Here is a 20,657-nt window from a genome sequence, read left to right as displayed (position 1 = left end):
CCGGCCGGCGGCGCGGCAGGATGGTACGCGTGACGACTCCAGAGGCGACCGGTTACCGGATCGAACGTGACTCGATGGGCGAGGTGGAGGTGCCCGCCGAGGCGCTGTGGCGGGCGCAGACCCAGCGCGCGGTGCAGAACTTCCCGATCTCGGGGCGCGGGCTCGAACCGGCCCAGATCAAGGCGTTGGCCCAGATCAAGGGGGCGGCTGCCCAGGTCAACGGCGAGTTGGGCGTGATCGACGCGGACGTGGCCGAGGCGATCGCCACGGCCGCCGCGCACGTCGCCGCCGGGGGCTACGACGACCAGTTCCCGGTGGACGTGTTCCAGACCGGTTCCGGCACGTCGTCCAACATGAACACCAACGAGGTGATCGCGTCGTTGGCGAGCCGCGAGCTGGGCCGCGACGTGCACCCGAACGACCACGTGAACGCGTCGCAGTCCAGCAACGACGTGTTCCCGACCTCGATCCACCTGGCCGCCACCCAGTTCGTGGTGGAGGATCTGCTCCCGTCCTTGACGCAGCTCGCCATGGCGTTGGAGGCGAAGGCGGCCGAGTTCGAGACCGTGGTCAAGGCGGGCCGGACGCACCTGATGGACGCCACGCCGGTCACGCTCGGGCAGGAGTTCGGCGGGTACGCCGCCCAGGTCCGCTACGGCGTCGAGCGGCTGGAGTCGGCGCTGCCCCGGCTGGGCGAACTGCCGCTCGGCGGCACCGCGGTGGGCACCGGCATCAACACCCCGCTCGGGTTCGCGGGCAAGGTGATCGGGCGGCTGCGGGAGTCGACCGGCCTGCCGCTGTCCGAGGCACGCAACCACTTCGAGGCGCAGGGCGCGCGGGACGCGCTGGTGGAGACGTCCGGGCAGCTCCGCACCGTCGCGGTCGGCCTCTACAAGATCGCCAACGACGTACGCTGGATGGGTTCCGGTCCTCGCGCGGGCCTGCGCGAGCTGCGCATCCCCGACCTCCAGCCCGGCTCGTCGATCATGCCGGGCAAGGTCAACCCGGTGGTGGCCGAGGCGATGCGGCAGGTCTGCGCGCAGGTGATCGGCAACGACGCGGCGGTGGCCTTCGCCGGCTCGCAGGGCGACTTCGAGCTGAACGTGATGCTCCCGGTCATGGGCCGCAACCTGCTGGAGTCGATCAAGCTGATCGCCGCGTCCAGCCGGCTCTTCGCCGAGCGCCTGGTGGCCGGCCTGGTCGCGGACGCCGAGGTCTGCCTGGCGTACGCGGAGGGCTCGCCGTCGATCGTCACCCCGCTCAACCGCCATCTCGGGTACGACGAGGCCGCCTCGATCGCCAAGGAGGCGCTGGCCAAGCAGGTCTCCATCCGCGAGGTGGTGATCTCGCGCGGGCACGTCGACTCGGGCAAGCTCACCGAGACCCAGTTGGACGAGGCGCTGGACCTGCTCCGGATGACGCACCCCTGAGGTCAGGGCATGGCCCGTCGTCGTGCCCAGCCGAGGAAGCGGGCGAACAGGGCGGCCGGGTCGAGCCGTTCGGCCGGGTGCAGCCGGTGCAGGTCGGCGGTCGCCTCGTGGAGCACGCCGCAGAGATAGACGCTGAGCCCGACCGGGTCGCCCGCGTACTCGTCGAGCAGGGTGAGGCGCGCGTCGGCGCACGGCCAGGGCGTGCCGCACGTCCGGCAGAGCCAGAGCGGGCGTAGCGGTAGGTGGGGCCGGTCAGGTAGCGGCATGTGCGGTCCCTTTCGAGCTGAGTCGTCGGTGCTGTCGCTGCCGCCCCGGCGGGGGTGGGACCGCCCGGCCGGGGGAGCGGGACGGTCCACCGCGACGCCGTCCTGGGGACCAGGCCCCATGTCTGCTCTGGACCGCCGCATGGCTCGGTTGTCGCTTGCCGAACGAGGGACCTCGCCACAGCCGCCATGTTAGAGACCTTTAGTACCTAAGGTAATGTTGGTCTTGAAGGTGGTTTTTGCTCATGATCCGATGGGGGTGCCGAACGAAGGAACCTCCCATGCCCATACCGAGCGGTGGCTACCGAGAGGTGGCCGAAGATCTGACGACCCGGATCAGAAGTGGCGAGTACCCGCCGGGTGAGCGGTTGCCGACCTACAAGGAACTCGCCGACCTGTACAGCGTGAGCGTCACGACCGTGCAGCGGGCGATCATCATCCTCCAGGACCGTGGTCTGGTCGTGGGATTGCAGGGTCGTGGCCTCTGGGTCGCGGAGGCGCTGCCGAGCTGACGCGGTGACCGCAGATCTTGGTACCAAACGGCCCTCGGAGGGGCGCAATTCTTCCAAGATCTACCGCAACCCAGCCCGCAACGGCCACACCCTGGCGGTAATTGCCTCGCCCCGGGCGACGGGTCGGCGGGATGATCCGACCGTGCCTGACGACGACGGGGTGTTGCGGGAGACCGGCCGGCTGACGCTGCGCCGGTTCACCATGGCCGACGTGGACCGACTGGTCGCGCTGGACGCCGACCCGGAGGTGATGCGGTTCCTCACCAACGGTGTGCCCACGCCGGCCGCGACGATCCGCGACGAGGTGCTGCCCCGGTTGCTCGCGCAGTACGGCCGGCATCCCGGGCTGGGTCGGTGGGCCGCGCTCGACCGGTTCACCGGGGAGTTCCTCGGCTGGCTGGCGCTCGATCCGTCCGACGACGGCGGCGAGGCGGAGCTGGGCTACCGGTTGCGCCGCGCGGTGTGGGGGCACGGGCTGGCCACCGAGGGCGCGCGGGCGCTGGTGCGGCACGCGTTCGACACGGTCGGCGTGCGGCGGGTGTGGGCGCAGACCATGGCGGTCAACGACCGGTCGCGCGCGGTCATGGCCCGTGCCGGGTTGCGCTACGCCCGCACGTTCCACCTGGTCTTCGACGATCCGATTCCGGGTACGGAGCACGGCGAGGTGGAGTACGAGCTGCTCCGGGCGGACTGGCCCGCGATCCGTCAGGAGTGGGACGCCGCCCTGCGGGCCCGGTAGGCGCTGACCGCGGCCCGGTTGCCGCAGCCGGCGTCGCAGAACCGGCGGGACCGGTTCTTCGACAGGTCGACGAGCACGTTGTCGCAGTCGGGGTGGTCGCAGCGGCGCAGCCGGGTCAGCTCGCCGGAGCGGACCAGGTCGGCCACGGCCATCGCGGCCTCGACCGCCATCCGGGTGGCCAACGGCGCGTCGCGGGGCACGGCGTGCAGATGGTACGGCTCGTCGTCGTGCCGGATGAGCTGCGGCAGGGCGTGCGACTCGCGGAGCAGCCCGTTGACGATCTCCACCACCCCGTCGGTGTCGGCGTACCAGATCCGGCGCAGCCGGGGCCGCAGCGTGCGGACCTGGCGTAGTTCCGCCTCGGTGTGCTCGTGCCGGCCGCTCCACCCGTACGCGGTGAAGAACGCGTCGAGCGCGGTGACGTCCGGCAGGTCCTCCCGACCCGGGCCGGTGGTGTTCACCAGTGCGGCGGCGGCCACCAACCCGCACTCGGTGTCATGAGCGAAAAGCAACTTGACTCCTGTCGGACGGCACCCCTAACGTCATCAGCGTAACGCTTCTTCACTCATGACCGGGGGAATGTCGATGCGCGAACGGTCCGGCACCGGGCTCGGCCTGGCCCTGCTCTCCGCGCTCACGTTCGCCACCTCGGGCACGTTCGCCCGGCCGCTGATCACCGGTGAGTGGTCGGCGGTCGCCGTGGTGATCGCCCGGGTCGGCATCGCCGCGCTGGTGCTGGCCGTGCCCGCCCTGCTGGTGCTGCGTGGTCGCTGGCCGGTGCTGCGCCGCAACGCGCTCACCGTGGTGCTGTTCGGGCTGCTCGGGGTGGCCCTGGCCCAGGCGTGCTTCTTCAACGCGGTCCGGTACCTCCCGGTCGGCGTGGCGCTGCTGCTGGAATACCTCGGCATCGTGCTGGTGGTCGGCTGGATGTGGCTCGTCCACGGCCAGCGACCCCGGGTGCTGACCGTGGCGGGTTCGCTCACCGCGCTGGCGGGGCTGGTGTTCGTCCTCGACCTCACCGGTGCCGGTCGGCTCGACCCGGTCGGCGTGCTCTGGGGGCTCGGCGCCGGCGTGGGGCTGGCCGGCTACTACGTCATCGCCGGCCGCGTCGATGCCGAACTGCCCTCGGCGGTGATGGCCAGCGGCGGCATGGCCGTCGGCGCCGTGGCGCTGCTGCTGCTCGGTGGGCTGGGGGTGCTCCCACTGACCGCCGGCACCGCCGACGTCAGCTTTGCCGGGCACCGGGTGAGCTGGCTGGTGCCGATCGTCGGACTGTCGCTGATCGCCGCCGTGGTCGCGTACCTGGCCGGGGTCGCCGGGGCGCGGCTGCTCGGCGCCCGGCTCTCCTCCTTCGTCGGGTTGACCGAGGTGATGTTCGCGGTGCTGATCGCCTGGTTGGTGCTGAACGAGCTGCCGAGCGCGATCCAACTGGTCGGCGGCGTGCTCATCGTCGGCGGCGTCGCGCTGGTCCGGGTGGACGAGCTGCGGGCCGGCCCGGGGGAGGCGTCACCGGCCCCGGCCGGGGCGGCGCTGGTCGGTGAGCGGTGACCGCACCCCGGACCGCCGTCGTCTTCGACGCCGACGAGACCCTTGTCGACCTGCGCCCGGCGGTCACCGGCGCGCTGGTGGCCGTACTTGAGGAGATGCGGCGGTGGACCCCGGCGGCGGCCGAGGTGTCGCTCGCGGACCTGGAGGGGGACTGGGGTGCGGTCTTCGGCGCGCTCAGCGCGGCCCCGGTCGGGGAGATCCGCCGCGCCGCGCTGGCCCGGTCGCTGGCCCGGGCCGGGCTCGACGCGCACCTGGACGAGTTCGCGGCGCTCTTCTTCGCCCGCCGGTACGCCCTGAGCCGGCCGTTCCCCGACGTGCTGCCGGCGCTGGCCGCGCTGCGCCCGCACCACCTGCTGGGCTTCGCCACCAACGGCAACAGCCGCGCGGAACGCTGCGGCCTCGACGGCCGGTTCGCCTTCGCCCTGTACGCGCACGAGGGTGGCCTGCCGAAGAAGCCGGCACCGGCGTTCTTCGCCGCCGTGGTGGCTGCCGCCGGGCTGCCCGCCACCCGGATCGTCCACGTCGGCGACTCGCCGGAACACGACGTGGTCGCCGCCCAGCGCGTCGGCCTGCGGGCGGTCTGGCTCAACCGGGCCGGGCTGCCCCGGCCGGCCGGCCTCGAACCCGACGCCGAGGTGTCCACGCTGGCCGAGCTGCCCGGGGTGCTCGCCGCGTTGACGAGCGCGAATGCCTGATTGTGGCGTATTCCGGGCGCACACCTGGCGAAACCCGCTCCCGTGATGTGGGATGACTGCCACGTCCCTCAACGAGAGGATCTGAATGTGGTGAGCAAGCGCTTCACCGCCGGTGCGGTCGCGGTCGCGGCCTCGCTGGCACTCACGGTGACCGGTCTGGGGGTTCCGGCGACGGCCGCGCCGACCAGCACCCGGACCTTCACCGTGCTGGCGGAGAGCGGCGTCTCCACCGACGCCGCGATCGCCGCGATCAAGGCGGCCGGCGGCACGGTCGTCTCCCGCACCGACGACGTCGGCCTGTTCCAGGTGCGCAGCGACCGGGCGGACTTCGCCAGCCGCGCCACCGCGGCCGGCGCGCTCCTCGGCGCCGCCGAGGAGAAGGCGATCGGCCGCAAGCCCAAGCTCGACCGGGTCGAGCAGGAGCACCTGGTGGCCGCCGCCGCGACCAAGGCCAAGGTCGCCAAGGGCAACGCCAAGAAGATGGACCCGCTGGACGACAAGCTCTGGGGCCTGGACATGATCCGGGCCGACCAGGCCCGCAAGATCGAGCCGGGCGACCGCCGGGTCACCGTCGGCGTCCTGGACACCGGCGTCGACGCCAGCCAGCCCGACCTGGCCCCGAACTTCAACTGGGCGCTGTCCCGCAACTTCGCGCCGGACATCCCCGACGTCGACGGCCCGTGCGAGGTGGCGAGCTGCCTCGACCCGGTCGGCACCGACGACGGCGGTCACGGCACCCACGTGGCCGGCACGATCGGCGCCGCCGCCAACGGCTTCGGCCTCTCCGGCGTGGCCCCGAAGGTCTCCCTGGTCGAGCTGAAGGGCGGCCAGGACAGCGGCTACTTCTTCCTCAACCCGGTGGTCAACGCGCTGGTGCACGCCGGCCGTTCCGGGCTCGACGTGGTCAACATGTCCTTCTACGTCGACCCGTGGCTCTACAACTGCACCGCCAACCCGGCCGACAACCCGGAGCAGCAGGCCGAGCAGCGGACCATCATCGAGGCCATGAAGCGGGCGCTGACCTTCGCCCACCGCAAGGGCGTCACGCTGGTCGGCTCGCTCGGCAACAACAACGAGGACCTGGGCGCCCCGCGGACCGACGAGAGCAGCCCGGACTACGGTGACACCCCGCCGTACCCGCGGCCGATCGACAACGCGAGCTGCTGGGACCTGCCGGTCGAGGGCCCGCACGTGATCGGCGTCTCGGCGGTCGGCCCGTCCGGCAAGAAGGCCGACTACTCGAACTACGGCACCGAGCAGATCTCGGTGGCGGCCCCGGGTGGTTGGTTCCGGGACGGCTTCGGCACCGACACCTACCGCACCGACGCCAACATGATCCTCTCCACGTACCCGAAGAAGGTGCTCCAGGAGGAGGGGTCGGTCGACGAGGACGGCAACATCGTGGCCGGCTTCGAGGACTCGGTGTTCAAGCAGTGCACGGCCAAGGGTGAGTGCGGCTACTACACCTACCTCCAGGGCACGTCGATGGCGTCTCCGCACGTCTCCGGCGTGGCCGCGCTGATCGTCAGCCGGTACGGCAAGCAGCAGGGCCGCAACGGCTACGGCATGGCGCCGGACCAGGTCGAGCAGCACCTCTACCGGACGGCGGCCGAGCACGCCTGCCCGGAGCCGCGGCTCCAGACCTACACCAACGAGGGTCGGGACGAGACGTACAACGCGTACTGCGCGGGTTCATTGAACTTCAACGGCTTCTACGGCTACGGCATCGTCGACGCCTTCGCCGCGGTGAAGACGCCGCTGAAGCCCAACGCGCGGCCGTAACGACATTCGCGGTTCCGAGAAGCCCGGGCGACGTACGTCGCCCGGGCTTCTCCGTGTCGGCGATTGCACACAGTGGTCTTCCCGCCGGTCGCTGTCCGGTTGGTGCGAAATGGCATTTGTGCAGCTCAAGCCCTCTGTGCGGGCCGAAGGTCCCTTCCATTGACTGACTCCTTCGACTTGAATTATCACCGAGAGTGATCATTGGGTCGACGGGCTGTGGTGCCGCGGCGGCCCTCGGCGAGGAGGAGAACCATGTCCGAGGAGACCATCCGCAAGGCGACCATCCCGAAGCAGAACGCGGCCGAGGAGCCGACGCTCGGCCCCGGCGACCCGCCGGACTACTTCGGATTCACGCCCAACTACGCCAACACCGCGCTCCCGACCGTCGTCGGCGGCGTGGTGCAGCCGGGCACCGGCGTCCGCAAGTTCGTCGACTCGCTGCCCGGCGTCGGCCCGAACCACGCCAACGACCTCAACCACTACATCCCGGTGGCGGTGCCCGACACCATCACCTACCCCGGAAGCGACTACTACGAGATCTGCGTCCAGGACTACGGCAAGATGTTCAACCGGGACCTCGCGCCCCCCACCCGCGTGCGCGGATATCGGCAGGTCAACAACGGCACCGACCCCAGCGGGCACAACACCATCGCGCCGCCGGTCCGCCCCTACTACTGCGGGCCGCTCATCTACGCCCGCCGGAACCGGCCGGTGCGGATCAAGTTCCTCAACCTGCTGCCCACCGGCGCGGCCGGCAAGCTGTTCCTGCCCGTCGACACCACCCTCACCGGCGCCGGCACCGGCCCGTTGAACAACACCGAGCTATACACGCAGAACCGCGCCGCGATGCACATGCACGGTGCCGAGACGCCGTGGATCAGCGACGGCACCCCGCTCCAGTGGTTCACCCCGGCCGGCGAGGTGACGTCCTACCCGCGCGGCGCCAGCTACGCCAACGTGCGGACATGCCCGACCCCGGACCGGGCGCGGTCACGCTCTACTTCCCGATGCAGCAGAGCGCCCGGATGATGTGGTATCACGACCACACCGAGGGCATCACCCACCTCACCCCGTACACCGGGCAGTTCGCGCTCCTGATCCTTCAGGACCCGGTCGAGCAGCAGATGGTGACCGACGGGGTCATCCCTCCCGGCGACCTTCCGCTGGTCATCCAGGACAAGACGTTCGTGCCGCCACCGGCCCAGCTCGCCCGGCAGGACCCGACGTGGGACACCGTCAACTGGGGCGGGCAGAGCAGCCTGTGGATGCCGCACGTCTACATGCCCAACCAGAACCCGTACAACGCCGCCGGTGCCAACCCGATGGGCCGCTGGGACTACGGGCCGTGGTTCTGGCCACCGTTCACCGGCATCCAGCAGGGCCCGGTGCCCAACCCGTACTACGACCCGGTCACCCGGCCCTGGGAGCCGCCGGTGCAGCCCGGCACACCGCTGCCCACCATCACGCCCGAGGCGTTCATGGACACCCCGATCGTGAACGGCTGCGCCTACCCGACGCTCCAGGTGGAGCCCAAGGCATACCGGTTCCGCATCCTCAACGCGTGCAACGACCGGGCGCTCAACCTCCAGCTCTACCACGCCGCCTCGAACGGCACGATGTGGAAGCCGGACGGCACGTTGAACGACGGTGCCGCCGGCGAGGTGCCGATGGTCGAGGCGTGCCCGAACCCGGACTTCCCGCCGACCTGGCCCACCGACGGCCGCGAGGGCGGCGTGCCCGCCCCGGCCGCCGTCGGCCCGGACTGGATCCAGATCGGCAACGAGGGCGGGCTCCTGCCGGAGGTCGCCATCATCCCGCCCCAGCCCATCAACTACGAGTACGACCGTCGCTCGATCACCGTGCTCAACGTCTCCGACCACTCGCTGCTGATCGGCCCGGCCGAACGCGCCGACGTGATCGTCGACTTCTCCACCGTCGCGCCCGGGTCGACGCTCATCCTCTACAACGACGCCCCGGCGCCCATGCCGGCCTACGACACCCGCTACGACTACTACACCGGGGACCCGGACCAGACCGACAGCGGCGGGGCACCCACCACCCAGCCCGGCTACGGTCCGAACACCCGCACCCTCATGCAGATCCGCGTCGTGGGCACCCCGGCCGCGCCGTTCGACCTGGCCCGGCTCCGGACGCGACTGCCCCAGGCGTACGGGCAGAGCCAGCCGAAGCCGATCGTGCCGGAGGAGGCGTACAACGCCGCGTTCGGCACCAGCTCCACCAACCACTACGTGGCGATCCAGGACACCACCATCACCTACGTCCCGCTGGGCGGCACCACCCCGGTCACGCTGCCGCTCGGGCCGAAGTCGATCATCGAGGAGTTCGACCCGGTGTACGGCCGGATGATGCCCACCCTCGGCGTCGAGCTGCCCAAGACCACCGCCTTCATCCAGACTGCGATCCCGCTGGCCTACATCGACCCGCCCACCGAGATCCTCTACATGTCGAACCTGGCCACCCCGGTCGGCTCGGCCGGTGACGGCACCCAGATCTGGAAGATCACGCACAACGGGGTGGACACCCACTTCATCCACTTCCACTACTACAACGTCCAACTGGTCAACCGGGTCGGTTGGGACGGCGCCTACAAGCCGCCGGACGCCAACGAGGTGGGCTGGAAGGAGACCGTGCGGATGAACCCGCTCGAGGACTGCATCGTGGCCATGCGGCCCGCGTTGCCGGACAACCTGCCGTTCAAGATCGGCGACAGCGTCCGGCTGCTCGACCCGACCCAGGTCCCCGGCACCACCAACGGCTTCACGCAGATCGATCCGCAGACCGGCAACCCGGCCGTGGTCACCAACCAGCCCTACAACTTCGGCTGGGAGTACGTCTGGCACTGCCACATGGTCGACCACGAGGACTTCGACATGATGCGGCCGGTGGTGATCCGGGTGTCCCCGGCCCCGCCCACCAACCTGACCGCGACCGTCAACGCCGGGTCGGCCACCGTCCCGCCCGCGATCGTGCTGAACTGGACCAACCCCACCGGACTGCCGCTCGCCACCCAGGTCGTCGTGCAGCGCTCGACCAACTCCTCCTTCACCGCCGGGCTCACCACAGTCACCCTGGCGGCGGGGGCCACCACCTATTCCGACACCACCGCGGTGCCCGGTGTCACCTACTTCTACCGGGTCCGCCGGGAGAACAGCGCCAGCTATTCCGCCTGGTCGAACACCGCCTCCGGGGTGACCAGCCTGACCGCCCCGACGAACCTGACCGCCACCCAACCCGGCAACAGCCCGGTGCGGGTGACCCTGAGCTGGGTCAACCGGTCGTACTCGACCTCGGTCGAACTCCAGCGCGCGACCAACCCCGCCTTCACCGCCGGGCTGACCACCGTCACCCTGGCCGCCAACGCGACCAGCTACACCGACACCACGGTCGTGGCCGGCACCACCTACTACTACCGGGTGCGCACCGTCTATCTCGGCGTCGGCTCGCCGTGGTCGAACACCGCCACGATCGCCGTCGGCGGGCCGCCGGCCGCCCCGACGAACCTCGCCGGCACCGCCGTCGCCGTGGCCGGCGGCACCGCGACCGTGAGCCTCACCTGGCAGGAGAGCGCCAGCAGCGTGGTTACCAGCTTCGTGCTCCAGCGGGCGACCAATGTGGCGTTCACCGCCAACCTGGCCACCTTCACCCTGGGCGGAAGCGCCCGGAGCTACAGCGACACCGGGCGGGCCCGGTCCACCACCTACTACTACCGGATCCAGGCGGTGAACTCGTTCGGCAGCTCGGCGTTCAGCGGCACCATCGCCGTGACCACGCCGGCCTGACCGGAACCGGTGCGGCGGCGTCCGGATCTCCCGGGCGTCGCCGCCTGTCCGAGTGGTGAGGCGACACCGGCGAGGTGGCGCGACGGGGTGCGCGTGTTCGGACCGGTGCGCCGGAGTGGAGAGGTCACGGACGCCAGCCGCGGGCCACCAGCGCGGCGCGGATCTCGCGGACCAGGGCGGGGAACTCCTGGCGCAGGCGTCGACCGGTCACGTGCAGCACCAGCCAGCCAGCCCCCACGAGCTGGTTGAGCCGACACCGGTCGAGGTGCATCCGATCGGGATCCGCGTGCCACCGACCGTCGTACTCGACCGCCACGCGGAACTCCGGCCACGCCAGGTCGGGATGCAGGACAGGGCCGGCCGGCACGCGTACCGGGTGCTGTGCCACCGGGCGCGGCAGACCGGCGAGCACGAGCCGCACCCGCAGATGTGACTCGGGCGGTGACTGGGCGCATCCGTCGGTCAGGCCGAACACCCAGGACGCCCGCCGGCCGCCCGGACGGCCGGCGTTCCGCGCCGCCTCGGTGGCGAGCCCGGCCGGGCTGACCGCACGGATGCGCAGCAGCCCGTCGATGATGCCGACGGCACGCACGGGATCGGCCCAGACCGCCGTCTCCCAGGCGCAGGCGACGGGTGCGGTGCGGGGCGGCGGCCCGGCCGGACCGGGCGGCCTCGGATCCGGTGGCCCGGCCGGGGCGGGTGTTCTCGGGTCCGGCGGTCCGGCCAGGTTGGGCGTTCTCAGGTTCGGTGGCCCGGCCGGGGCGGGTGGTCTCATCAGTTCCGGGGGACCGGTCGGTCCGGCCGGCGATCCGGGGGGAGTCGTCGGACCGGCCGGACGCGGCGGGCGGTGCCGAACCGGCGGCCGGCCCGGGTCCACCGCGTCGGGTGGCCGGACGGCCGGGAGTCGTCTGCCCGCGCCGCGCCGAGTGGTCGTGCCGGTCGACATGGCGGCGTGTGCCGGCATCGGGCCGAAGCCGGTCGGTGCGGCGGTGCTCGTCGGTGCCGTGGCGGTGCCGGCGGGGACCAGCAGGCCGCTGCGGGTGCTGGACACCGGGGCGTGGTGCACCCGGACGCCGGGTTGGGAGTCGGCTCGGACCGTGGCCGGTAGCAGGACGTGCACGTCGTCGGTGAAGTCGGCGGCGTGCTCGACCCCGTGCAGGTAGGCCGCCGACGGTCCGGCGATCAACGTGCCGGGCGGCATGCGGAGCAACACGGCGCGGCAGGCCAGCTCGTGGTCGCGGTCGAGGCGGGCGTCGGCGTAGACGTCATGCCGGAGTCGGAGCCAGGACGCGCCCCGGAGGTGGTGGCGCGAGAGAAGGCCGCGCCGGACCGCGTCCGAGCCACGAAAGACCTGCCAGGCCAACTGCGGCGGGCGATGAGGGTGAGGTGGCATACGGCAAGCGTGGGGCTCCGAGGCGGCTGTCGACACCCCTGTGGACAACCACCACGGCCGAGTCCATACCACGCCTGTGGACAGCCCCCACCGACACCCGCGATGTGCTAGGGACCTGCACCCGTTCCCGAACCGCGCCGCGGCGCGACGCCGTTCCGGCGAGATGGGCGTATCCGCGGCGGGTGGCGCCGTCATTTCGCCGAGGTGGGCATATACGACCCGGGCGGATGTCGCCACTTCCCCGAACTTGCGCCAGCCCGCCAGCCCGCCAGCCCGCCAGCCCACCCCGCAGGCCCGGCCGCCCGGCGGGGCGGGCGCGGTCAGGAGAGTGCGGCGGCGACCGCCTCGGCGGCGGCGGTCACCTGGGCGCCGACCTCGGTCACGTCGAGCGGGGTCAGCGACACCACGCCGACGCTGCCCTCCAGACCCGGCACGCCCAGCACCGGCGCCGCCACCCCGTACGCCCCGGACTGGAGTTCGCCGCTGGTGCTCACCGGGCCGGACTCGCCGGCCCGCCCGGCCAGCACGGCCCGGCCGGCCGCGCCCCGCTCCAACGGGTGCCGGGAACCGGTCCGGTACGCCACGTGGAACGCGGTCCAGCTCGGCTCGACCACGGCCAGCGCGACCCCCTCGCCGCCCTCCACCACGGTCAGGTGGGCGGTCGCGCCGGTCCGCTCGGCGAGCCGGCGCAGCGCCGGCAGCGCGCCCTCGGCGAGCAGCGGCTGCGCGCGGCGGGCCAGGTGCAGCACGCCCACGCCGAGCCGCAGCCGGCCCTCGCCGTCGCGCCGCAGCATGCCGTGCCCGGTCAGCGCGCCGACCAGCCGGTAGACGGCCGCCCGGCCGATGCCGAGCCGGTGCGCGGCCTCGGTGACGGTCAGCCCGCCCGGCGCGTCCGCGACGAGGTACAGCAGGCGCAGACCCCGTTCCAAGGTCTGCGCGGTCTCTCCCGGGCGTGCCGCCGTGTCCACAGCACGCAGCGTACGACCCGGCTCGGGCCAACCCGGCAATGTGTGGAGGGCTACCCTTGGGAGGTGACGCTACGCCTGTATGACACCGCCACCCGATCGGTGCGGGACTTCGTCCCGCGGGAAGCCGGCAAGGTGGGGGTCTACCTGTGTGGTCTCACGCTCCAGGCGCCCCCGCACATCGGCCACCTTCGCTCCGGCGTCAACTACGACGTGCTGCGTCGCTGGCTGCTGGGCAACGGGTTCGAGGTCACGTTCATCCGCAACCTGACCGACATCGACGACAAGGTGCTGGCCAAGGCCATCGAGCAGGGCCGGCCGTTCTGGTCGATCGCGTACGCCAACGAGCAGATCCTCACCGCCTCCTACCGGGCGTTGAACGTGCTGCCGCCGACCTACGAGCCGCGGGCCACCGGTCACATTCCGGAGATGCACGAGCTGATCGCCCGACTGATCGAGACCGGGCACGCCTACCCGGCCACCGACGGCTCCGGCGACGTCTACTTCGACGTGGCGTCCTGGCCGGCGTACGGCGCACTGTCCGGGCAGTCCCCGGCCGACATGCAGCCGGCCGGCGACGCCCCCGACCGGGGCAAGCGCGACCCGCGTGACTTCGCGCTCTGGAAGGGCGTCAAGCCGGGCGAGCCGACCGAGGCCGCCTGGCCGTCGCCGTGGGGTCGCGGCCGGCCCGGCTGGCACATCGAGTGCTCGGCGATGTGCTGGCGTTACCTGGGCGCCGAGTTCGACATCCACGGCGGCGGGCTCGACCTGACGTTCCCGCACCACGAGAACGAGATCGCCCAGTCGCAGGCCGCCGACCTGCCGTTCGCCCGCTACTGGGTGCACCACGGCCTGCTCGGCATCGGCGGCACCAAGATGGGCAAGTCGCTCGGCAACACGCTCGACCTCGACTACGTGGCCTCGCTCGGGGTGCGCCCGGTGGAGCTGCGCTACTACTACGCCGCCGCGCACTACCGGTCCCGCATCGACTACTCCGAGGACGCGCTGCGCGAGGCCGCGGTCGCGTACCGGAGGATCGAGGGCTTCGTGCAGCGGGCGGTCGAGCGGGTCGGCGTGGGCCGACCCGGTGAGCTGCCCGCCGGTTTCGTGGCGGCGATGGACGACGACCTCAACACCTCGGCGGCGCTCGCCGTGCTGCACGAGGTCGTCCGGGACGGCAACACCGCGCTGAGCGGCGGCGACGATGTGACCGTCCGCACGACGCTGGCCGCCACGCGGGCGATGCTGGATATCCTCGGCGTCGACCCCCTGGATCCGGCCTGGACCGGTGGCGACCGCACGGACGACCTGCGCGGCGTGGTGGACTCACTCATCGCGTTGGCCCTGGAGCAGCGCGCGCAGGCCCGTGGCCGCAAGGACTGGGCCGCCGCCGACGCGGTCCGTGACCAGCTCAAGCAGGCCGGCGTGGTCGTCGAGGACACCCCCCAGGGCCCGCGTTGGACTATTGGAGAGCAGGACTGATGGCCGGCAACTCGCAGCGCCGTGGCCGGCGACTGACGCCGAAGGCGGGCGCCCCCAAGGGCACCGGTGGCAAGAACAAGGACTCCCTGGCCGGCCGGGGGCGCACCCTGCCGGCCGACGAGCGTCCCTGGCACAAGGCCTACTCGGGCACCGAGAAGCTGCCCCAGCGCACCGCCTGGAAGCAGGACAAGGAGCGCCGCGCCGCGGCCGAGGAGGGCCGCGCGCCCAAGATCGGCCAGCCCGGCAGCAAGGACACCACCTGGGGCAGGGGCGGCGGTCGGGGCGTACCCACCGCCAAGGGCCGCAGCGGCGGCAAGCCGGGCGGCCGGTCCGGCGGGCCCCGGGTCTCCCCGGGGCGCAAGTCGAACCCGGCGAAGGACAGCCCCGAGCTGCTCGTCGGGCGGAACCCGGTGCTGGAGTCGCTGCGCGCCCAGGTGCCGGCGACCGCGCTCTACACCGCACAGGGCATCGACATGGACGACCGGGTCAAGGAGATCGTCCGCACCGCCGCCGACCGGGGCATCGCGATCCTCGAGGTGAGCCGCGCCGAGCTGGACCGGATGACCGGCGGGGTGCTGCACCAGGGCGTCGGCCTCCAGGTGCCGCCGTTCGCCTACGAGTCGTTCGACGACCTGGTCACCGCCGCGCTGGAGCAGGCCGCCCCGCTGCTTGTCGCGCTGGACGGGGTCACCGACCCGCGTAACCTCGGCGCGGTGATCCGGTCGGCCGCCGCGTTCGGCGCGCAGGGTGTCTTCGTGCCCGAGCGGCGGGCCGCCGGGATCACCGCGACCGCCTGGCGGACCAGCGCCGGCGCGGCCGCGCGCGTTCCGGTCGCCCAGGTCACCAACCTGACCCGGTCGCTGAAGGCGTGCAAGGAGGCCGGCTTCATCGTGGTCGGCCTGGACGCCGACGGGGAGACCGACCTGTATGACCTGGAGGCCGCGGTCGGCCCGCTTGTCGTGGTGGTCGGCTCGGAGGGGCGCGGGCTGTCCCGCCTGGTCGGCGAGACCTGCGACCTGACCGTCAGCATTCCGATGATCTCCGACGTGGAGTCGCTCAACGCGAGCGTCGCCGCCGCGGTCACGCTCGCCGAGGTCGCCCGCCGCCGCGCGGTCGAGGGCTGACCCGCAAGCACGAAAAAGGGGCGGTCCGCCGTGGCGGGCCGCCCCTTTAGCTTCGCGTACGTCAGATCCGCTGGCCGGTGGTGGCGTGGAAGGCGTGGCTGCGGCCGGGGCGCGGCTTGACGAACACGGTGTCGCCCATGTTCGGCATGCTGCGCCGGTCGGTGCGGACCACGAACCGCTCGTTGTGGCCCTCCAGCGCGGCGTGGCCGTAGATGTTGGCGTCGGAGCCCAGGTCCTCGACCAGCTCGACCACGACCGGCATGCCGCCCTCGGACGGGCTCACCAGGTCGCAGTCCTCCGGGCGGAAGCCCACGGTGACCTTGCCGTCGCCGCCCTCGCCGCGGGCCGCCTCGATCTGCTCGCGGGTCAGCGGCATGATCATCTCGGCGAACACGCCGCCCTGGTCGGTCAGCTTCACCGTCTTGATGTTCATGGCCGGGGAGCCCATGAAGCCGGCGACGAAGACGTTGGCCGGGGTGTCGTAGAGCGCCCGCGGCGTGTCCACCTGCTGGAGCACGCCGTCCAGCATGACCGCCACGCGGTGACCCATGGTCATGGCCTCGACCTGGTCGTGGGTGACGTAGACGGTGGTGACGCCGAGCTTCGCCTGGAGCGAGGCGATCTGCGTACGGGTCTGCACACGCAACTTGGCGTCGAGGTTCGACAGCGGCTCGTCCATGAGGAAGACCTGCGGCTCGCGGACGATCGCGCGGCCCATGGCGACCCGCTGGCGCTGACCGCCGGAGAGTGCCTTCGGCTTGCGGCTGAGGAACTCCTCGAGCTGGAGCAGCCCGGCCGCCTCCTTGACCCGCCGGTCGATCTCCGACTTCGAGGTCTTGCGCAGCTTGAGCGCGAACGCCATGTTCTCGTACACCGTCATGTGCGGGTAGAGCGCGTAGTTCTGGAAGACCATCGCGATGTCGCGGGCCTTCGGCGGGAGGTGGGTGACGTCCCGGTCGTCGATGTAGATGGCGCCGTCGTCGACGTCCTCCAGGCCGGCGAGCATCCGCAGGCTGGTGGACTTACCGCAGCCGGACGGGCCGACCAGGACGAGGAACTCCCCGTCACCGATCTGGAGGTCGAGCTGGTTGACGGCGGGGCGCTCGGTGCCCGGATAGATCCGGGACGCCTTCGCGTAGGTGACCGTAGCCATGATGAAGCGCTTCCTTTCACCGGCAGGAACGTGCCGGACGATCCGAGTGAAGGAGCGACCGGCACCCAGGGTGCCGGCCAACGGGAGCGTCGCCCGGGCAGCCGAGGCCGGCCGGAGTGTCGTCCGTGTCACTGCACCGTAAACGGCTTTCGCGTTCGTGCCAAGACGAGACGCAGCGGGTGGGACGGACGGCATACACATTTCGGTCAGTCGAGCACTGAGAGGCATCAATCTCCCCGCTGTGAGCGCTATCAGTGGACGATCGGCCGGCCGACCCGGTGAGGTAACTGACGTTTTCCGTGCTCGGGAGCCCTGCCAGGCGGGATTTCCCGAGCCCAGTCGCTATGCTGAGCCCGTCACACGCGCCCCTGTAGCTCAGCTGGCCAGAGCACTCGCCTTGTAAGCGAGATGTCGCCGGTTCGATCCCGGCCGGGGGCTCCAATTCCACAAGGCATCCCCCGGCCCCAGCCGGCGCGTGCCCGTGACGGTCAGCCGGCGGCCCGGGCGCCGGTGATGACCGGCGCGGGCCGGAAGCCTTTGACGAGCAGGTAGACGCCCAGCGAGAACTCCCACACCGCGATCGGGAGGGCCGCGATCGCGGTCACCGGGGACAGCCGGTCCCAGAGGTCGAAGAGCACGCCGATGTCGGCGGCGACGAGCAGGGGCGCCCCGACGAGCCCGAGCAGCGGCAGAACGCGGGGAACGAGGCGGGACTGGTACAGCAGGGATCCCAGCAACAGCGCGTTCACGGCCGGCATGAGGCTCTGGCTGAGCAGGAACATCGAGTCGTAGAAAGCGACAAGCGCCTGGCCGGTGAACAGCGCGTCCGCTCCGGCGCCGGCCCGGCGCAGGGCCACGACCGTCAGCAGGCTGGCGACGCCGACGAAGATGCCGCCGGCTTCGAGGACCCGGGCCGCGACGAAACCCAACGCCCGCGCCTCGCCCTGTCGCCGGAGCACGGGGAACAGCGCGACGGCCGTGCCGATGCAGGCGAGCGCGACGATCACCTCGAGGAGGCCGCCGACCACGACCGGGGTCTCCGACGTGGTGTCGACGAGGTAGTCCGCCTCGCGCACCGGGGCGTACAGGGTGAGACTCGGGATCGAGACGAAGGTGAGCACGTAGCACCCGCCGGCGACCAGCGAGGTCTTCCGCAGTGCGTCCATGGCGGCTCCTTCCGGCGCGATCGTTCCATCGACGGATGTCACGCCTTCACCCTGCTGTGGATCGGCGCGGCGGCGAATCGGCCGCTCGGGCAGTCCTCGCCGCGTCACCGGGTGGAACGATGAGTGGTGTTAACAGGGGGCCCCTCCTCTGCAGAATGCGTTAACAGGGTGCCCTTCCTTGCACAGCGGGAGGTGGGATGAGTCGGGCGGTGGAGGAGTCGAACCGGGCGATGCTGCGCGCCCGGGACGCGATGGACCGGGCGTACGCGCAGCCGCTGGACATTCCCGCGTTGGCCCGGATCGCGTACGTCTCCGAGGCGCACTTCATCCGCACGTTGCGGGCCACGTTCGGCGAGACGCCGCACCGCTACCTGCAACGCCGCCGGATCGAGCGGGCCATGTACCTCCTGGTGCGCACCACGGAACCGGTCACCGAGATCTGCCACCTGGTCGGGTTCGGCAGCCTCGGCACGTTCAGCCGGACGTTCCACGACATCGTCGGCGAGTCCCCGTCGGCCTACCGGCGTCGCAAGGCCGCCCCGGCCGACGTGCCGAGCTGCTTCACCAGGGCATGGATGCGCCCGAGCGCCGCCGTCGGACGGCCCGCCGGGCCGGGGCCGGCGGCCGACGGTCGGGCCCCGGCCGACGTCAGCGGCCGCGCACCCGCCGTCGCGCCATGACCCAGAGCCGGTCGCCGAGCCGGCTCCGCCGGATCCACCGCAGCCCGGTCAGCCGGCCCTGCTGCGGGGTACGCGGACGCGGCGGCGCGGTGACCCGGGCGTAGGTGGCGCCGGTCGGCGGGCGGGTGGTGCCCGGCTCCAACTGCCCGGAGGCGATCGCCAGCGCGGTGAACTGCTGCAAAACCCGCGGGTCGGGCTCCTGGCCCCGGGCCGCGGCGCGTAGCGCCCGCTCCACGACCGGTCGGCGGATCAGGTCGGTGAGCGGCCCGTGCGCGGTGTCCAGCAGGTCGGCCACGGTGGCGACACCGTCGCCCGCCCAGATCCGGGTGGCGCGGGACGGCCCGGTGGCGGCGCTGACGAAGGGCACCTCGGCCCACTCCGGCACGAGCCGGGCGATCAACGCGGTGTGCAGCAGCCGGGCCCGCTTCTCGGCGACGCCGAACGCGAACGTGGCGGCGACGAAGCCCGGCGCGAGGAACGGGGTGACCATGCCGGTGGTGTAGGCGGAGGTGCACCACCGGCGCATCCGCTCCACCAGGTAGAGGTGGTCGATGAGGTGCTCGTCGCGCAGGCCCAGGTCGCGGGCGTGGGCCAGCACGCCGGTGACCCGGTCCCGCTCGGCGGCCAGTGCCTCCGGCGTCGCGGCGGCGCGGGGTAGGGCCGCCAGCAGCCTGGTCAGGCCCCCCTGCTCGGGCGTGGGTGCGGGGTCGGCACCGGCCGGGGGATACCAGTAGCCGACCGCCAGCTCGCCCGCCGCGCCGGTGAGGCTCGCCGGGCGGGTGGCCTCCGGCAGCCGGGTGGACACCGCCGGCCGGCTCAGGTAGGTCGACGGGAACTGGTGGTCGTGCCGCTCGGCGAGGCGCTGCGCCCGTTCCCGCAGGCCGACGCCGAGCACGTCGGCCGGGGCGGCGGCCGGCACCGAGCGGTGCGGCAGCTCCAGCCCGCGCCGTTCCCGGAGGAGGCGGACCAGCTCCCGGGCCACCTCGGCCTCGGCCGGTGTGTCGTCGTTGGTGACCAGGTTCGGCGTACGGCCGGCCGCGACCAGGGACGCGGCGATGAGCCGGGAGTCCTTGCCCCCGGACAGACCGAGCGTGACCTCCCCGTCGTGCAGCCGGTGCAGGCTGGTGACGGCGCGGGTCAGCGCGTCGGCGGCCCGGTCGAGCCGCTCGGCGACCGGTCGGTCCCGTTCGGCGTGGCCGGCGCGTACGACGTCGTCGGTGGCGTAGCGCAGCTCGGTGGTGAGCTGCCAGCCGCCGGTGGCGCGGCGACGCCCGGTGACCCGTTCGCCGGGCCGGAGCAGTCGGATGCCGGCCAGTGGCGACAGGTCACCGCCGAAGTGTCCGCAGAGGAGGTACGAGGTCCAGCCGGCGAGGTCGGGGCGTGGCGTGCCGTGCAGGAAGGCGGCCAGCAGGCCGGGCCGGGTGCACCAGGCGGTGACCGCGCCGGCGGTGCCGGTGAACACCCGGGCCATGCCCAGCCAGTCCTGTTGCAGGGCGAAGCGGTCCCGGTCGAGGGCCAGCAGACCGAACGGCGGCACGACCTCCCGGTGCACGTCCTCACCGGCGAGCAGGCGCCGGGCCAGTGCCACCGGGCCGGCAGCGTCGACCCCGACCGGGATGCCCAGCGAGACGGCGGTGACGGGGCCGTCGACGGCGACGGTCGGCCACCGGTAGGCACCCTGGTCGGTCGGGTGCTGCACCAGCACGCCCCAGTCGGCGCCGCCGAAGCTGCGGCGTCGCCAGCTCTCCGGCACCAGCTCGGCGGCGGCCCGGTCGAACCGGGTGCCGCGAGCCACCCGCCCGTCCTCCGGGTCGGGGCCGTCAGTGGTCCAGGCCAGCATCACCTGCATCGGCATTCTCCCCGACGTCGCGCTCCACCGTTTCGGTGACGTTATCAGCACGTATCGTGTTCGTTGCCCGCTGAGG

The 20,657-nt window shown here is 72.2% G+C and carries 18 protein-coding genes and 1 tRNA gene; 12 read left to right on the top strand and 7 right to left on the bottom strand.

Annotation, left to right across the window (positions count from 1 at the left end; translation table 11 throughout):
* Nucleotides 1–20 precede the first annotated feature (20 nt).
* Nucleotides 21–1,430 carry a class II fumarate hydratase gene (locus tag OG767_RS30155; RefSeq protein WP_405091483.1) on the top strand — a complete coding sequence of 470 codons (1,410 nt, stop codon included), beginning with the start codon at nt 21–23 and terminating at the stop codon, nt 1,428–1,430.
* A gap of 2 nt (nt 1,431–1,432) precedes the next feature.
* Here the strand turns inward: OG767_RS30155 and OG767_RS30150 are convergent, their stop codons facing one another.
* Nucleotides 1,433–1,696 carry a hypothetical protein gene (locus OG767_RS30150; protein ID WP_405091482.1) on the bottom strand — a complete coding sequence of 88 codons (264 nt, stop codon included), beginning with the start codon at nt 1,694–1,696 and terminating at the stop codon, nt 1,433–1,435.
* 278 nt (nt 1,697–1,974) lie between these two features.
* Between OG767_RS30150 and OG767_RS30145 the strand changes: the two genes are divergently transcribed.
* Both OG767_RS30145 and OG767_RS30140 read left to right on the top strand, forming a co-directional pair.
* Nucleotides 1,975–2,205 carry a winged helix-turn-helix domain-containing protein gene (locus OG767_RS30145; protein ID WP_357299913.1) on the top strand — a complete coding sequence of 77 codons (231 nt, stop codon included), beginning with the start codon at nt 1,975–1,977 and terminating at the stop codon, nt 2,203–2,205.
* Between the two features lie 142 nt (nt 2,206–2,347).
* On the top strand, nt 2,348–2,944 hold the full coding sequence (locus OG767_RS30140) for a GNAT family N-acetyltransferase (RefSeq protein WP_405091481.1): 597 nt from the start codon (nt 2,348–2,350) through the stop codon (nt 2,942–2,944).
* Here OG767_RS30140 and OG767_RS30135 read toward each other — a convergent pair.
* The gene (locus OG767_RS30135) at nt 2,911–3,456 is read right to left on the bottom strand and encodes a CGNR zinc finger domain-containing protein (protein ID WP_405091480.1); all 546 of its coding nucleotides are present in this window, start codon (nt 3,454–3,456) and stop codon (nt 2,911–2,913) included. The genes OG767_RS30140 and OG767_RS30135 overlap by 34 nt on opposite strands.
* A 73-nt stretch (nt 3,457–3,529) precedes the next feature.
* Between OG767_RS30135 and OG767_RS30130 the strand changes: the two genes are divergently transcribed.
* From OG767_RS30130 to OG767_RS30110, 5 genes are all read left to right on the top strand, one after another.
* Nucleotides 3,530–4,492 carry an EamA family transporter gene (locus OG767_RS30130; RefSeq protein ID WP_405091479.1) on the top strand — a complete coding sequence of 321 codons (963 nt, stop codon included), beginning with the start codon at nt 3,530–3,532 and terminating at the stop codon, nt 4,490–4,492.
* Entirely contained in the window at nt 4,489–5,187 is a 699-nt protein-coding gene (locus OG767_RS30125; RefSeq protein ID WP_405091478.1) for an HAD family hydrolase, read from the top strand. The genes OG767_RS30130 and OG767_RS30125 overlap by 4 nt, the downstream gene beginning before the upstream one ends.
* Nucleotides 5,188–5,277: 90 nt before the next feature.
* Nucleotides 5,278–6,969: a S8 family serine peptidase gene (locus OG767_RS30120; protein ID WP_405091477.1), complete on the top strand. Its 1,692-nt coding sequence runs from the start codon at nt 5,278–5,280 to the stop codon at nt 6,967–6,969.
* 252 nt (nt 6,970–7,221) lie between these two features.
* Nucleotides 7,222–7,998 carry a hypothetical protein gene (locus OG767_RS30115; protein ID WP_405091476.1) on the top strand — a complete coding sequence of 259 codons (777 nt, stop codon included), beginning with the start codon at nt 7,222–7,224 and terminating at the stop codon, nt 7,996–7,998.
* Nucleotides 7,935–10,769, top strand: coding sequence for a hypothetical protein (locus OG767_RS30110; RefSeq protein ID WP_405091475.1), 2,835 nt, complete (start codon nt 7,935–7,937; stop codon nt 10,767–10,769). The genes OG767_RS30115 and OG767_RS30110 overlap by 64 nt, the downstream gene beginning before the upstream one ends.
* A 124-nt stretch (nt 10,770–10,893) precedes the next feature.
* Here the strand turns inward: OG767_RS30110 and OG767_RS30105 are convergent, their stop codons facing one another.
* Together OG767_RS30105 and OG767_RS30100 are read right to left on the bottom strand one after the other, a co-directional pair.
* Nucleotides 10,894–12,162: a hypothetical protein gene (locus OG767_RS30105; RefSeq protein WP_405091474.1), complete on the bottom strand. Its 1,269-nt coding sequence runs from the start codon at nt 12,160–12,162 to the stop codon at nt 10,894–10,896.
* 320 nt (nt 12,163–12,482) lie between these two features.
* Entirely contained in the window at nt 12,483–13,130 is a 648-nt protein-coding gene (locus OG767_RS30100; RefSeq protein ID WP_405091473.1) for an IclR family transcriptional regulator, read from the bottom strand.
* Nucleotides 13,131–13,193: 63 nt separating this feature from the next.
* On the opposite strand from OG767_RS30100, the gene cysS reads away from it, so the two are divergent.
* Together cysS and rlmB are read left to right on the top strand one after the other, a co-directional pair.
* Nucleotides 13,194–14,609 carry a cysteine--tRNA ligase gene (cysS, locus tag OG767_RS30095; protein ID WP_405091472.1) on the top strand — a complete coding sequence of 472 codons (1,416 nt, stop codon included), beginning with the start codon at nt 13,194–13,196 and terminating at the stop codon, nt 14,607–14,609.
* Nucleotides 14,609–15,733, top strand: a complete 1,125-nt coding sequence (gene rlmB, locus OG767_RS30090) for a 23S rRNA (guanosine(2251)-2'-O)-methyltransferase RlmB (RefSeq protein ID WP_405091471.1) — start codon at nt 14,609–14,611, stop codon at nt 15,731–15,733. Before cysS ends, rlmB begins: the two co-directional genes overlap by 1 nt.
* Before the next feature lie 61 nt (nt 15,734–15,794).
* Here the strand turns inward: rlmB and OG767_RS30085 are convergent, their stop codons facing one another.
* Nucleotides 15,795–16,886, bottom strand: coding sequence for an ABC transporter ATP-binding protein (locus OG767_RS30085; RefSeq protein ID WP_281934499.1), 1,092 nt, complete (start codon nt 16,884–16,886; stop codon nt 15,795–15,797).
* A 364-nt stretch (nt 16,887–17,250) separates the two neighbouring features.
* On the opposite strand from OG767_RS30085, the gene OG767_RS30080 reads away from it, so the two are divergent.
* Nucleotides 17,251–17,327 (top strand) — tRNA-Thr (locus OG767_RS30080).
* 47 nt (nt 17,328–17,374) lie between these two features.
* Here OG767_RS30080 and OG767_RS30075 read toward each other — a convergent pair.
* Nucleotides 17,375–18,052 (bottom strand): DUF4386 domain-containing protein, encoded by a 678-nt coding sequence (locus OG767_RS30075; RefSeq protein WP_405091470.1) that lies wholly within the window; start codon nt 18,050–18,052, stop codon nt 17,375–17,377.
* Between the two features lie 197 nt (nt 18,053–18,249).
* Here OG767_RS30075 and OG767_RS30070 point away from each other — a divergent pair, with 197 nt between their 5' ends.
* Complete coding sequence (locus OG767_RS30070) at nt 18,250–18,732, top strand: helix-turn-helix transcriptional regulator (RefSeq protein ID WP_405091469.1); 483 nt, start codon at nt 18,250–18,252, stop codon at nt 18,730–18,732.
* Here the strand turns inward: OG767_RS30070 and OG767_RS30065 are convergent.
* A complete protein-coding gene (locus OG767_RS30065; RefSeq protein WP_405091468.1) occupies nt 18,701–20,581 on the bottom strand; it encodes a hypothetical protein in 1,881 nt (626 codons plus the stop codon). The two genes, OG767_RS30070 and OG767_RS30065, sit on opposite strands and share 32 nt — an antisense overlap.
* Between the last annotated feature and the right edge of the window lie 76 nt (nt 20,582–20,657).

It is taken from the genome of Micromonospora sp. NBC_01392, assembly GCF_045040125.1.
Taxonomy (GTDB): Bacteria; Actinomycetota; Actinomycetes; order Mycobacteriales; family Micromonosporaceae; genus Micromonospora.
The sequence above is the reverse complement of the archived record's forward strand: the minus strand, read 5'-3'. Positions and strand labels throughout refer to the sequence as shown.

What these genes read in the sequence shown, in the direction of transcription:
- OG767_RS30075 (WP_405091470.1), bottom strand. Translation starts at nt 18,052, where the DNA reads ATGGACGCACTGCGGAAGACCTCGCTGGTCGCCGGCGGGTGCTACGTG.
- OG767_RS30085 (WP_281934499.1), bottom strand. Translation starts at nt 16,886, where the DNA reads ATGGCTACGGTCACCTACGCGAAGGCGTCCCGGATCTATCCGGGCACC.
- OG767_RS30130 (WP_405091479.1), top strand. Translation starts at nt 3,530, where the DNA reads ATGCGCGAACGGTCCGGCACCGGGCTCGGCCTGGCCCTGCTCTCCGCG.
- OG767_RS30145 (WP_357299913.1), top strand. Translation starts at nt 1,975, where the DNA reads ATGCCCATACCGAGCGGTGGCTACCGAGAGGTGGCCGAAGATCTGACG.
- OG767_RS30155 (WP_405091483.1), top strand. Translation starts at nt 21, where the DNA reads ATGGTACGCGTGACGACTCCAGAGGCGACCGGTTACCGGATCGAACGT.
- OG767_RS30115 (WP_405091476.1), top strand. Translation starts at nt 7,222, where the DNA reads ATGTCCGAGGAGACCATCCGCAAGGCGACCATCCCGAAGCAGAACGCG.
- OG767_RS30110 (WP_405091475.1), top strand. Translation starts at nt 7,935, where the DNA reads ATGCCCGACCCCGGACCGGGCGCGGTCACGCTCTACTTCCCGATGCAG.
- OG767_RS30070 (WP_405091469.1), top strand. Translation starts at nt 18,250, where the DNA reads ATGAGTCGGGCGGTGGAGGAGTCGAACCGGGCGATGCTGCGCGCCCGG.
- OG767_RS30065 (WP_405091468.1), bottom strand. Translation starts at nt 20,581, where the DNA reads ATGCAGGTGATGCTGGCCTGGACCACTGACGGCCCCGACCCGGAGGAC.
- OG767_RS30150 (WP_405091482.1), bottom strand. Translation starts at nt 1,696, where the DNA reads ATGCCGCTACCTGACCGGCCCCACCTACCGCTACGCCCGCTCTGGCTC.
- rlmB (WP_405091471.1), top strand. Translation starts at nt 14,609, where the DNA reads ATGGCCGGCAACTCGCAGCGCCGTGGCCGGCGACTGACGCCGAAGGCG.
- OG767_RS30105 (WP_405091474.1), bottom strand. Translation starts at nt 12,162, where the DNA reads ATGCCACCTCACCCTCATCGCCCGCCGCAGTTGGCCTGGCAGGTCTTT.